Below are 12,093 nucleotides of genomic sequence, written 5' to 3'. Positions count from 1 at the left end.
GGACGATCAGAAATCATAGGTCAACGACACGCGCGCGGTGCGCGGCGCGCCGGGGAACAGGTACGCGTCGCCCTGCTGCTCGCCCGCGTCGCGCCAGTAGAACTTGTTGAACAGGTTGTCCACCGACACGCGCAGCACCGTGCGATGGCCCGCGATCTTCGTCGTATAGCGCGCGCCGAGATTGAACACGAACCACGACGGCACGCGCGCGGTGCCCTCCTCGTTCGCGTTGCGCGCCGCGCTGTACTCGACGCCGCCGAGCATGTTCAGGCCGGCAACGCCCGGCACCGCGTAATCCGCATACAGCGATGCGCGCAGCGCCGGCATGTTGATGATCTGGTGCCCTTCGTACGCCGGCGAACCCGAGTCGTACGCGCGCGCGCGAATCGCCGCGACGCTGGCCGTCAGCCCGAGCCGCTCGGTCACGCGCCCGGCCGCGCCGAGCTCGATCCCCTGGTGGCGCTGCGTGCCGCGCTGCACGAACGTATAGCTCGTGCCCGACGCATCGGGGTCGGCGAACTGGAACGGCTTGCTGATCGAGAACACGGCGGCCGTGAGGCTCAGCCGGTCGAGCCAGTCGTATTTCGCGCCGAGCTCGAACTGGTGCGATTCGACCGGCGGCAGGAACGCATACGCGTTGGTCGCGCGCACCGGCGCCTGGTCGCCGAGCGACAGCGCCTTGCTGTACGACGCGTACAGCGACAGCACGTTCACCGGCTTGTAGACGAGCGCGACCTGCGGCAGGAACACCGAGCGGTCGGTGTGCGTCGCGTCGCCGTCGAGGCTGCTCCAGCTGCGCTGGCGCAGCAGCACTTCCTTGCCGCCCGCGAGCACCTGCCAGTGCTCGCCGATGCTGATGCGGTCGAGCCCGAACACGCCGTACTGCCACGCGTCGAGCTGCGGATACGACGGCCCGGCCGTGTTCGGCGACGGTGCGAACGCGACGTCGGGCCCATAGATGTTCTCGCTGCCCACGTAGTCGTACACGGCATTCGCCATGTGCACGACGCGGCGCTGCACGCTCACGCCGAGCGTCAGCTCGTGCCGCAGCGGGCCTGTCGCGAACTTGCCGGTCGTGACCGCGCGCAGGTCGTCGTTGCGGCGGTATTCGCCCGGGCTGCGGAAGTCGTACACGTCGTAGTCGCCGTTCGCGCCGAAGAAGAACGGCGACGTCGTGCCGGCCGCGCAGCTCGCCGCGTAATAGCAGCCGTACGCGAACGCGCTGTTGTCGTCGATCATCGTGCGGCTGCGGCCGGCGGCGACGTAGGCCTTCCAGTCGTCGTTGAACTGGTAGTCGAAGCGCGCGTTCAGGTTCAGCGCATCGGTCGTCACCGGCTTCGCCCACGGCTGCGTGCCGAGCGCCTTCGACGTCGTCTTGACCGACGGCACGACGGTGCCGCCGAGCAGCTGGTAGCCGGGCGCGGAACGCTGGATCCACTGCTGGAATTCCGCGTTGAACTGCAGGCTCGCGCGCGGGCTGATGTCCCAGTCGGCGGCGATCGACCCGAACGTGCGTCGTCCGTTGGTGCCGTCGATATAGGAGTGCATGTTCTCCTTCGCGGCATTGATCCGGAAGCCGAACTGATTGTCGGGGCCGAAGCGGCGGCCGAGATCGACGGCCGCCGATGTCGAGCCGCGGCTGTCAACGCCGCCCGTCACGCTCGCGACGTTCGCCGAACGCTTCGTCACGAAGTTGATCACGCCGCCCGGCGCGACCACGCCGCTGTCGATGCCCGCCAGCCCCTTCAGGATCTCGACGCGCTCCTTGTTCTCGAGCGGCACGTTCTGCTCGCCGGACACCGTCAGCCCGTCGATCCGGATCGCGCTCGCGAGATCGACCGGAAAGCCGCGGATCGCGAAGCCTTCGAAGTAGCCGACCGGCGCGTAGTCGTTGACGACCGATGCGTCGTTGCGCACCACGTCGCTCAAGCGCTTCGCCTGCTGGTCGTCGATCAGCGCCCCCGTGACGACGTTGACGGAGGCCGGCGTGTCGCGCAGCGGCGCATCGTCGAGCCCCGCGACCGACGCCGTGCGCGCGCGCAGCGTGTTGCCGCGCTCGCCGCTCACCGTGATCGCCGGCAGCGTCGTGCTGCCGGTCGCACCGGCGTCCGGCGCCGGCGCGTCGCCCTGCGCCACGGCGGCCTGCGCCGCGAAAAGCGTGATGCCGAGACCGACGCCAAGCCCGGCCTTCGCGCGCCGCCGCCGTGCGGGCGACGCTGTTGTTCTATTCACCGTCATTGTTCTGGATGGAAAACTCGCCACTCGACCCTGTCGAAACCTTCGAAACGCTTTGCGCCGCTGCGAAGCGCGACCTCATGCAAGAACCCGCGACGGTCCTGCGGACGCCGGGCACGAACGTCGACACGACATTCATCAGACGAATCTGACGATCGGGCAGCATGCGTGCCGATCGATCGGGAAAGCGCAGGATGGGACATCGGATGACGGTGACGCGCGGGGCACCGACGCAGCCGTCGATCCTGGATCGCGAGCATGTCGGGCGGCCGGCTGCGTCGCGCGGTCTTGTCATGCGGGGTTCGCTTCGAACGCCCCGGTTGCGGGCGCCGGGCAGTTGCGTACGCCGTTCGTCGGAACGGCGGCATGCCCGTCGCGCGCGACATCGCGGCGTGGCGCGCATTTTACCCCGGGCGGGGCTGAAGGCCGTGGAATCGGGTGGAACGGGAGACGGGAACGGCGGGATGGGGGAAATACGCTTCGAATGGTGCGACAGCGGCGGCGATGCGATCGCGATGCGCATCGCGCGCGGCGACCTCGACAACCGGTGCAGTCACGCGCCGGTCGAACGAGCGAAAACCGGAGCGGGAATGACGGCCCGCTGCCGGTTCACCCAACGTTCAGAACCCCTGCATCGTCGCGGTCGGATCGACAACCAGATGCACGACGCCGTAGATGACCGCGCCGACCAGCAGCGCGAGCACAATCGCCACGAACGGCAGCAACGTATAGTTGACGTTCGCGAGATCGGCCGCGTGCGCCTTGCTGTTGCGTACGCCGAAGAAACTCCACAGGACCAGCTTGATCATGCCGAGCAGTTTCATGGTTGTGCTCCTTTCATCGAATCGGTTGACGCTATCGTCGATCCGGCCGGCATTCGAAAAAAGAAGCAGTTGCGCGTGCTTTTCGCGCAGCAGGCCGTCTGCGGCGGCGTGTCGCAGGGGCCATCAGCGGTCGAGCACGAGCGCCTCCATGGTGCCCGTCGCGGGCCGCGCGACGCACAGCAGCGCACAGCCCGGTTCGACCGGCGCGTCGGGCGCTTGCACGTAATCGACCGCACCGGACAGCACGCGCGTCGCGCATGTGCCGCACGACCCCGACCGGCATTCGGACGGCACCGCCACGCCCCGGCCTTCGGCGAATTCGAGCAGCGTGCCGTCGGCGGGCGTCCATGCGGCGTCGCGTGCCGAGCGGCGGAACACGACCGGCACGCTTGCCGCCGGCGGCGCCCCGGCCGCGCGGGTCGCGCTGCGCACGACGCTCGACGGCCCGAACGCCTCGAAGCGGATACGCTCGTCCGGCACGTTCAGCGCGCGCAATCCGTCGTACATATCGCGCATGAACGCGGCGGGTCCGCACAGGTAGAAATCGTAGTCGTCGAACGGCAGGATGCGCTTCAGTTGCGCGATGTCGACACGGCCCGGTCGCGCCGCGCCGTCGCGCTGCGGCCGGCTGTCGAACCAGTGCAGCGACACGCGCGGGTCCGCGTCCGCGATGCGCGTCAGTTCCGCTGAAAACGGCCGGTCGGCCGTATCGCGCGCGCCGTGCACGAACACCACGCGGCGCGACGGTGCGTCGTCGGCCAGCGCGCGGCGCAGCATCGCGATCATCGGCGTGATGCCGATGCCGGCCGACACCAGCACCGCCGGACGCGGGCTCGCGACGTCGAACGTGAAGCGGCCGCGCGGCATCTGCGCATCGAGCGTCATGCCGGCACGCGCGTGGTCGTGCAGCCAGGCCGACACGCGTCCTTCGCGCTTCACGGTGATCCGGTAATGCGATGCGCCGGGTGCATCGGACAGCGTGTAGCTGCGAATCGTCGGCGCATCTTCGTCCGGCAGCGCGACGCGCAGCGTCAGATGCTGCCCGGCTTCGTAGGCCGGCAACGCGTCGCCGTCCGCCGCTTCGAAATGAAACGAGCGGATCGCGCGCGCTTCGTCGACGATCTTCGCGATGCGCAGCGGGCGCCAGCTGGAGGGGGACGAGGACGCAGGTGCCGGTACGGATACCGCCGGCACACCAGCCCTCGCCCTCCCCGCAAACTGCGGCGCCCGCTCGAGCGCCGACCACCGAAACGGCAGCACGCCCCGCGTGCGCCGCACTTCGCGCACGTGAAACCGCACGACCCGCTGCGCGCCGTCGAACGACGCGACGAGCGGCCCGTCCCACACGATCTCCGCGTGCGCAGCGACATACAGCAGGTCGCCGCTGTCGAAATCGACGAACAGCAGCCCCGCGCGCGGATCGTGCTGCAAGTTGCCGAGCGTATTGAAGAAGCGGTTGCCGCTGAAATCCGGCGTCGTCAGCGTGTGCGCGTCGTCGACGCGCACGAAGCCGGGCATGCCGCCGCGATGCGACACATCCGCGCCGCGCGCGGCACCCGCACCGGCCGACGTGTTCGCACTCGCGACGAAGAACGTATCGGCCTGCGCGAGCAGCGCACGATCCGCGTCGCTCAGCCGGTCCGACACGTCGGCCGCGACGGACGCATCGCCTTCGCGCGGCACGAACGTCGGCGTGCGGCCCTGAATGTACTTCGCACAGTTGCCGAAGCTCTGCTCGACCGCGATCGTCAGCGCGCCGCCGTCGACCGCGCGCACGATGCCGTTCACGCGATTGCGCCGGTGCGTGTCGAACTCGATCCCGAGCCCGCCGAGCGGCACGCCGGGCTGCCATGCTCCGGCCAGCGGATCGCCGGGCAGCGCGTCGCCGTCGATGCGCAGCGTGCGCGCGTCCGGCGTCGTCACGAAACCGGGCATCCCGACCCGCAGCGTCGCCCACGGCTGGCCGCCCGCATCGACGCCGCCGAGCACGAAGAACGGCAACTGCGCGAAGAACGTGCGGTGCTGGTCCGGCATGAAGCGCCGGATGCCGCGCCGGCCGGCCGCGTCCGCGGCCTGCGTCACGCCCGCACGCTGCTGCACGGCCAGCTCGCCCGCATGAAACGGCGCAATATCCAGTTCCCAGCCCGGTACGGCGGCGGTCGGCGCGGTCATCGTGTTCTCCCGGTGAAATCGCGGCTTCGCCGTCAGGCGGCGAGCAGGCCGGCGCGGGTCGGCGGCATCGCGACGAAGCCCGGCAGCGCCTCGACGCGCGCGAGCCACGCGCGCACCTGCGGATACGGTTCGAGCGACACGCCGCCTTCCGGCGCGTGCGCGATGTACGTGTAGGCAGCGATGTCGGCGATCGTCGGTTGCGCGCCCGCGGCGAACGGCTTGCCGGCGAGTTCCTGGTCGATCACGGCAAGCACCTTCGCGGCCGTGCGCTTGGCCGCGTCATGATCGAGCGGCGCGCCGAACACGGTGACGAGCCGCGCGGCCGCCGGCCCCGTTGCGATCGGCCCGGCCGCGTACGACAGCCAGCGCTGCACGGTCGCCGCGCCGGCGGCATCGTCGGGCAGCCAGTGCGCGTCGCCGTAGCGCTTTGCGAGATAGACGAGGATCGCGTTCGAATCGGCGAGCACGGTGCCGTCGTCGTCGATCACCGGCACCTGGCCGAGCGGATTGAGCGCGAGGAACGCCGGTTCGCGCTGCGCGCCGGACGCGAGGTCGACGTCGACGGTCTCGAACGGCAGCCCGAGGAGCGACAGGAACAGCCGGACGCGATGCGCGTGCCCGGACAGCGGGAACGAATAGACACGAACCGGACGGGCGGGCTTGCTGGCGGCTGGCATGGGAAAGCTCCTGGATCTCGCGCCGCCGGGAATCGGCGACGAACGGCCCCAGCGTAGCGCTCGCCGTTCGCGGCCAGAAGACGGATAATCGCTGAAACATTATCCGCTTCCATAGGACAATCGACGATGGCCGATCTGCGCGACGTGAACCTGAACCGGCTGGCGATCTTCGTCGCGGTGGTCGACGCCGGCTCGCTGACGGCCGCGGCCGAGCGGCTCGGCCTCGCGAAGACGGTCGTCAGCACGCACATGCAGCGCCTCGAATCCGAGGTCGGCGCGAACCTGCTGGTGCGCACCACGCGACGGCTGAGCGTGACCGATGCGGGGCGCGCGTTCTACGACGCGTGCCGCGACATCGTGCGCGCGACCGAAAGCGCGCTCGACGCGGTGTCGTCCGACGCCGGGCCGCTGCGCGGCACGCTGCGCGTGAGCGTGCCGATCGACTACGGCGCGCTGGTCGTCGCGCCGGCGATCGTCGCGCTGCGCGACGCGCATCCGCGGCTCGACGTCGAACTGATCGCGAACGACCGCATCGCCGATCTCGTCGCGGACAATCTCGACGTCGCGATCCGCATCGGCCGCCTCGCGGATTCGAACTATCGCGCGGTGCAGCTCGGCGAGTACGAGAAATGGCTGGTCGCGAGCCCCGCGTTCGTCGCGCGGCACGGGCTGCCGCGCGACCCGGACGCGCTCGCCGCGCTGCCGTTCGTGATGCTGTCGACGCTGTCGCGCCCGCATACGGTCGAACTCGACCACGCGCGCGGCGGCCATGCGTCGGTGCGTTGCGTCGCGCCGGTCGTGTCGAACACCGCGACGGCCTGCCGCGCGATCGCGCTCGCGGGCGGAGGCTTCGGGCTCCTGACGGATTTCTCGATCGCGGAGGACGTCGCGGCCGGCCGGCTCGTGCGGCTGCTGCCCGCGTGGCGCTCGGCGCGGGCCGGGATCCATGCGGTGTATCCGTCGACGCGGTTGCCGTCGCCGAAGGTGCGCGCGTTCATCGACGCGATGAAGGCAAGGATCGCGGCAACGGCCGCCGCGCCGCGTGTGCGCGCGACACGGGCGCGACGCGCCGACGATTGAAAAGGCAACCGTCCGACACATGACCTTCGCGTAGCGCCGCCTTTTGGCGACCGCTTCGCGTTTCGAGTCTCTTCGGGTTCGTACACAACGCGAATTCGTATTCCTGCGCGAAGGCCTTGCAGCTACGCGCGGCGTTCGCGTGACGGCACACGACAGGCACGCGCTCGCGCCGCCTACCCCGCTTCCCGCAACGTCCCCAGCAGCACCTTCCTGCAACTCGCGACCATCTGCGCCTCCGGGTCGCGATACCCGGTGAGCAGCCACGCCGCGCCGACGTTCGTCATCGCGCCGACCAGCGCGAGCCCGATGAGCCGCTGCTCGGTGCGCTCGGCGGGTGTCGCGGCCTCGCGGGCCGCGCCGATCGCCATGATCAGCTTGCCGAAGTCGAGCAGCATCCGCTGGTACGTCATGTCGGTATCGGCGCTCACGCCCATCACCTCGAGCAGCAGCACGCGCGCCGCGCATGGATCGCGCAGGAAGCCGAAGAACGCGGCGAGCCCCGCGTCGACGCTTTCGCGCAGATCGCCGCCGCGCTCGGCCACCGCGCGTGCGACCGCGTCGTGCAGCTGCTGCGCGTGATGCAGGTAGGTGCAGCGCAGCAGATCCTCGGTGCTGTCGAACGCCGCATAGAAATAACGGTCGTTGAGCTTCGCTTCCTGGCAGATCGACCGCACGGTCGCCTTGCGGAAGCCGACCGTGCCGAACACGCGCGTCGCCGCGCGGATCAACGCATCGCGCCGCTCGGCGGCCCGCACCTCGGGCGCCACGCCGCCGTACGCCCGGCCCCGTTTTTCCGTTTCGAGTGCTTTCTCCATTTCGCTATTTGACATCAGGACACCCGAAAACTAAAGTGGTGACGAATAACACCACAATAGGCGCGCCGCCGATGCAGCGCAAGCGGAACGGGAGGAACGACGCATGAAGGGGTTTTCCGGCAAGGTCGCCGCGATCACGGGTGCCGGTTCGGGCATGGGCCGCAGCCTCGCGGTCGAGCTCGCGCGGCGCGGCTGCGAGGTCGCGCTCGCCGACGTCAACGATGTCGGGCTCGCCGGCACCGCGGCCGCGTGCGCGAAGCACGGCGTGCGCACGAGCACGCGGCGGCTCGACGTCGCCGACCGCGACGCGGTGTTCGCGTGGGCCGATTTCGTGCGCGCCGAACACGGCAAGGTCAACCTGGTCTTCAACAACGCGGGCGTGTCGCTGGCCGCGAGCGCCGAGACTGCGCGCATCGCCGATCTCGAATGGATCGTCGGCATCAACTTCTGGGGCGTCGTGCATGGCACGCAGGCGTTCCTGCCGCACCTGCGCGCGTCGGGCGACGGGCACGTGATCAACACGTCGAGCCTGTTCGGGCTCGTCGCGATGCCGACGCAGAGCGCGTACAACGCGACCAAGTTCGCGGTGCGCGGCTTCACCGAGGCGCTGCGGATGGAACTCGAACTCGACGGCGCGCCGGTCAGCGCGACCTGCGTGCATCCGGGCGGCGTCGCGACCAACATCGTCGACGCGAGCCGCGTCGACACCAGCATCCACGCGCTCACGGGCCAGGACGAAGCGACCCACCGCCGCCAGGCGAACCGCCTGATCAACGCGACGACGGCCGACGACGCCGCGCGGCAGATTCTCGCCGGCGTCGAGCGCAACGCGCGCCGCGTGCTGGTCGGCGCCGACGCGCGCCGCCTCGACAAGCTCGCGCGCCTGCTCGGCGCCGGCTACCAGCGGCTGGTGCTGCGCCACGTGCGCCGCGCCCGCGCACGCAATCTCGAGCGCACCCGTGCCCCCGCCGCGCGGCCGACCACACCGACCAAGGATCCCGCATGACCTCGACGACGACGACCGACCGGCGCGACGCGCCGTCCGCCTCCGGCGATACCCGTGACCTCGACGTGCTGATCGTCGGCGCCGGCCTGTCCGGCATCGGCGCCGCCTATCACCTGAAAAAGCGCTGCCCGCATGCGAGCGTCGCGATCGTCGAGGCGCGCGACGCGATCGGCGGCACCTGGGACCTGTTCCGCTATCCCGGCGTCCGTTCGGACTCCGACATGTTCACGCTCGGCTACAGCTTCCGCCCGTGGCACAGCGACAAGGCGATCTCGGACGGCCAGACGATCCTCGACTATATCCGCGACACCGCGCGCGCGTACGGCATCGACAAGACGATCCGCTACGGCCAGAAAGTGGTCGCGGCCGACTGGGATTCGAACCGCGCGCGCTGGACGGTGCGCATCGAGCGCATGCGGGACGGCGCGCTCGACACGCTGGTCTACACGTGCCGCTTCCTCTACATGTGCAGCGGCTATTACGACTACGACGGCGGCTACCTGCCCGACTGGGCCGGCATGGAATCGTTCGAAGGCCGGATCGTGCATCCGCAGCAATGGCCGAAGGACCTGTCGTACGCGAACCGGCGCGTCGTCGTGATCGGCAGCGGCGCGACGGCCGTCACGCTGGTGCCGTCGATGGCGGTCGATGCGAAGCACGTGACGATGCTGCAGCGCTCGCCGACCTACATCGTGTCGCTGCCCGCCCGCGACAGGATCGCGAACGCGTTGCGCCGCGTGCTGCCGTCGCGGCTCGCGCACCGGCTCGTGCGCATGAAGAACGTGCTGCTGACGATGTACCTGTACAACGTGTCGCGTCGCAAGCCCGAGCGGACGAAACAGTTCATCATCCGCGCGGCAGGCAGGCAGCTCGGCCCCGATTTCGACGTCGCGAAGCACCTGACGCCGCGCTACATGCCGTGGGACCAGCGCGTGTGCCTCGTGCCGAACGGCGACCTGTTCAAGTCGATCCGCGCGGGCCGCGCATCGATCGTCACCGACGAGATCGAGCGCTTCACGCCGACCGGCCTGAAGCTGAAGAGCGGCCAGCAGCTCGTCGCGGACGTGATCGTCACCGCGACCGGGCTGAAGGTGAAGCTGCTCGGCGGCGCGCGCGTCACGGTCGACGGCCGCGCGGTCGATTTGCCGCAGACCGTGTCCTACAAAGGAATGATGTACAGCGACGTGCCGAACCTCGCGTCGTCGTTCGGTTACACGAACGCGTCGTGGACGCTGAAGGCCGAGCTGATCGCGCGCTACGTGTGCCGGCTGCTCAACCACATGCGCGCGAACGGCTACGACACCTGCGTGCCGCGGCTCGGCGCCGGTGACCTCGGCGACGTGCCGGCGGTGAACCTGAGCTCGGGCTACATCCAGCGCGCGGCCGGCATCCTGCCGAAGCAGGGGCACCGCAAGCCGTGGAAGTTCCACCAGAACTACGTGCTCGATCTCGCGTCGCTGAAGTTCAGCGGGCTCGCCGATTCGGCCATGCAGTTCGAACGCCGCGCGAAAGCCGGCCCGGCCGCCGCGCCGGTCGCCGAACCCGTACTCGAAACCCGTTGAGGCCGACATGAGCCATACGCTTCACCTGATCCAGAACGTGCTGCTCGGCGTCGTCGCGATGCTCGCCGCGCTCGCGCTGTTTTCCGGCTACGTCGCGCGGCGCGTGACGCGCGCGTTTCCGCCCGAAGGCCGCTTCGTCGACATCGGCGGCGACCACATCCACTACGTCGAGTACGGCAGCGGGCCGCCGCTCGTGTTCGTGCACGGACTCGCCGGCCAGTGGCGCAACTTCGCGTACCTGCCGCTCACGCGCCTCGCGCAGCACCATCGCGTGATCCTCGTCGACCGGCCCGGCGCCGGCCGCTCGCTGCGCGGCGCCGGCTCGCAGGCGAACGTGTTCGCGCAGGCCCGCACAGTCGCCGCGTTCATCGACGCGCTGAAACTCGACCGGCCCGTGCTCGTCGGCCATTCGCTCGGCGGCGCGATCGCGCTCGCGGTCGGCCTCAACCATCCGGAGCGCGTAAGCCGGCTCGCGCTGATCGCGCCGCTGTCGCACGAGCAGACCGAACCGCCGGCACCGTTCAAGCCGCTGATGCTGCCGTCGCCGCTGGTGCGCCGCTTCGTGTCGTGGACCTTCGCGATCCCGCTGACGATCCTGACCGGCCGCAAGGCCGTCGATCAGGTGTTCGCGCCGGAAGCCGTGCCGCGCGACTTCCCGGTGAAGGGCGGCGGGCTGCTCGGGCTGCGGCCGCACGTGTTCTACGCGACGGCGACCGACCTGCTGTCGGCCCCCGTCGACATGCCCGCGATGGTGCGCCGCTACGCGGACCTCGCGCTGCCGGTCGACGTGCTGTACGGCCGCGCCGATCCGATCCTGAACTGGCGCACGCACGGCGAAGCGCTCGCGCAGAAGTCGGCACGCGTGAGGTTGAAGGTCGTCGAAGGCGGGCACATGCTGCCGGTCACGATTCCCGACGCAACGGCGGACTGGCTGCTCGAAGTCGCCGCCGCGCCGGTCGAGGCGCCGGCGCAGGGCGCGCACGTCGAGCATTGAGCGTCGGCGGGCCTGCCGGCCGCGCCGCGGCGCGCGCCGGTCAGGCTTCGTCGTCGGGCAGCGACAGCCCGAGCTCCGCGATGACCTCGCGCGCGCTGCGAAACGCCTCGACCGCCGCCGGCGCGCCCGCGTACAGCGCGCTGTGCAGCAGCACCTCGCGGATCTCGACGAGGCTCGCGCCGTTGTTGAGCGCGCCACGCACGTGGCCCTTCAGTTCCGTGCCGCGGCCGAGCGCCGCCAGCATCGCGCACGTACAGAGGCTGCGCGTCTTCAGGTCGATGCCGCCGCGCTGCCACGTGCTGCCCCACGCGTGCTCGTTCAGCCAGTTCTGCAGCGGACGCGAAAAACCGTCGAGGTCGCGCATCGCGCGCTCGACGAATGCCTCGCCCATGACTTCGGTGCGGCGCGCCTTGCCCTGTTCCCTGTCCTGTTCGCTCATGTCGTGTCCTGTCTGAAGTCTTGGCCGCTTCGGCGTCGCCCGCGGCCGGGTGGGTTCGCGTCATGTTCGCGGCGCGGGGGTGTTTCGTCAAAGAACGTGCCCTCGGGGCGCGGCCGGCTGCGTCAGACGCGGAACACCGGGCCGAACGCTACGTAACATCCAGCCCGGCGTTACGGCACCTTACGGGAACATCACGGCGCGCACACCGGCGCAACCGGCGCGCCCGTCACGCGAAACCCCCATTCCTCCGTTTAAATCGCGCCGATATTCCCGATTCCCGCAACAAAGC

The 12,093-nt window shown here is 70.0% G+C and carries 10 protein-coding genes; 4 read left to right on the top strand and 6 right to left on the bottom strand.

Annotation, left to right across the window (positions count from 1 at the left end):
• Positions 1-6: 6 nt before the first annotated feature.
• The 4 genes from DIE04_RS12005 to DIE04_RS11990 form a co-directional block, all read right to left on the bottom strand.
• Positions 7-2,238, bottom strand: coding sequence for a TonB-dependent siderophore receptor (locus DIE04_RS12005; RefSeq protein WP_124520343.1), 2,232 nt, complete (start codon positions 2,236-2,238; stop codon positions 7-9).
• 617 nt (positions 2,239-2,855) lie between these two features.
• Positions 2,856-3,059 carry a DUF2970 domain-containing protein gene (locus DIE04_RS12000; protein ID WP_021164122.1) on the bottom strand — a complete coding sequence of 68 codons (204 nt, stop codon included), beginning with the start codon at positions 3,057-3,059 and terminating at the stop codon, positions 2,856-2,858.
• 123 nt (positions 3,060-3,182) lie between these two features.
• The gene (locus DIE04_RS11995; protein WP_124524417.1) at positions 3,183-5,231 is read right to left on the bottom strand and encodes a pyridoxamine 5'-phosphate oxidase family protein; all 2,049 of its coding nucleotides are present in this window, start codon (positions 5,229-5,231) and stop codon (positions 3,183-3,185) included.
• 32 nt (positions 5,232-5,263) lie between these two features.
• A complete protein-coding gene (locus tag DIE04_RS11990) occupies positions 5,264-5,908 on the bottom strand; it encodes a glutathione S-transferase family protein (RefSeq protein ID WP_124524418.1) in 645 nt (214 codons plus the stop codon).
• 126 nt (positions 5,909-6,034) lie between these two features.
• On the opposite strand from DIE04_RS11990, the gene DIE04_RS11985 reads away from it, so the two are divergent.
• Positions 6,035-6,988 (top strand): LysR family transcriptional regulator, encoded by a 954-nt coding sequence (locus DIE04_RS11985; protein WP_124489836.1) that lies wholly within the window; start codon positions 6,035-6,037, stop codon positions 6,986-6,988.
• Positions 6,989-7,161: 173 nt separating this feature from the next.
• Here DIE04_RS11985 and DIE04_RS11980 read toward each other — a convergent pair whose 3' ends face one another.
• Positions 7,162-7,818 (bottom strand): TetR/AcrR family transcriptional regulator, encoded by a 657-nt coding sequence (locus tag DIE04_RS11980; protein ID WP_124489837.1) that lies wholly within the window; start codon positions 7,816-7,818, stop codon positions 7,162-7,164.
• 88 nt (positions 7,819-7,906) lie between these two features.
• Here DIE04_RS11980 and DIE04_RS11975 point away from each other — a divergent pair, with 88 nt between their 5' ends.
• Genes DIE04_RS11975 through DIE04_RS11965 form a run of 3 tightly spaced genes read left to right on the top strand, consistent with a single transcriptional unit; the run spans position 7,907 to position 11,365 of the window.
• Positions 7,907-8,809 carry an SDR family oxidoreductase gene (locus DIE04_RS11975; RefSeq protein WP_124520346.1) on the top strand — a complete coding sequence of 301 codons (903 nt, stop codon included), beginning with the start codon at positions 7,907-7,909 and terminating at the stop codon, positions 8,807-8,809.
• On the top strand, positions 8,806-10,371 hold the full coding sequence (locus DIE04_RS11970) for an NAD(P)/FAD-dependent oxidoreductase (protein WP_124524419.1): 1,566 nt from the start codon (positions 8,806-8,808) through the stop codon (positions 10,369-10,371). The genes DIE04_RS11975 and DIE04_RS11970 overlap by 4 nt, the downstream gene beginning before the upstream one ends.
• A gap of 7 nt (positions 10,372-10,378) precedes the next feature.
• On the top strand, positions 10,379-11,365 hold the full coding sequence (locus DIE04_RS11965) for an alpha/beta fold hydrolase (protein ID WP_124524420.1): 987 nt from the start codon (positions 10,379-10,381) through the stop codon (positions 11,363-11,365).
• Positions 11,366-11,405: 40 nt separating this feature from the next.
• Here DIE04_RS11965 and DIE04_RS11960 read toward each other — a convergent pair whose 3' ends face one another.
• On the bottom strand, positions 11,406-11,804 hold the full coding sequence (locus tag DIE04_RS11960; protein ID WP_044848113.1) for a carboxymuconolactone decarboxylase family protein: 399 nt from the start codon (positions 11,802-11,804) through the stop codon (positions 11,406-11,408).
• Between the last annotated feature and the right edge of the window lie 289 nt (positions 11,805-12,093).

The sequence above is a fragment of the Burkholderia sp. Bp8994 genome (assembly GCF_003853805.1).
GTDB lineage: Bacteria > Pseudomonadota > Gammaproteobacteria > Burkholderiales > Burkholderiaceae > Burkholderia.
This window is presented reverse-complemented; position numbering and strand designations above follow the sequence as displayed.

Excerpts from the sequence above, each read along its gene's own strand:
- DIE04_RS11995 (WP_124524417.1), bottom strand. The coding sequence starts at position 5,231 with ATGACCGCGCCGACCGCCGCCGTACCGGGCTGGGAACTGGATATTGCG.
- DIE04_RS11965 (WP_124524420.1), top strand. The coding sequence starts at position 10,379 with ATGAGCCATACGCTTCACCTGATCCAGAACGTGCTGCTCGGCGTCGTC.
- DIE04_RS11970 (WP_124524419.1), top strand. The coding sequence starts at position 8,806 with ATGACCTCGACGACGACGACCGACCGGCGCGACGCGCCGTCCGCCTCC.
- DIE04_RS11980 (WP_124489837.1), bottom strand. The coding sequence starts at position 7,818 with ATGTCAAATAGCGAAATGGAGAAAGCACTCGAAACGGAAAAACGGGGC.
- DIE04_RS11975 (WP_124520346.1), top strand. The coding sequence starts at position 7,907 with ATGAAGGGGTTTTCCGGCAAGGTCGCCGCGATCACGGGTGCCGGTTCG.
- DIE04_RS11990 (WP_124524418.1), bottom strand. The coding sequence starts at position 5,908 with ATGCCAGCCGCCAGCAAGCCCGCCCGTCCGGTTCGTGTCTATTCGTTC.
- DIE04_RS11985 (WP_124489836.1), top strand. The coding sequence starts at position 6,035 with ATGGCCGATCTGCGCGACGTGAACCTGAACCGGCTGGCGATCTTCGTC.
- DIE04_RS12005 (WP_124520343.1), bottom strand. The coding sequence starts at position 2,238 with ATGACGGTGAATAGAACAACAGCGTCGCCCGCACGGCGGCGGCGCGCG.
- DIE04_RS11960 (WP_044848113.1), bottom strand. The coding sequence starts at position 11,804 with ATGAGCGAACAGGACAGGGAACAGGGCAAGGCGCGCCGCACCGAAGTC.
- DIE04_RS12000 (WP_021164122.1), bottom strand. The coding sequence starts at position 3,059 with ATGAAACTGCTCGGCATGATCAAGCTGGTCCTGTGGAGTTTCTTCGGC.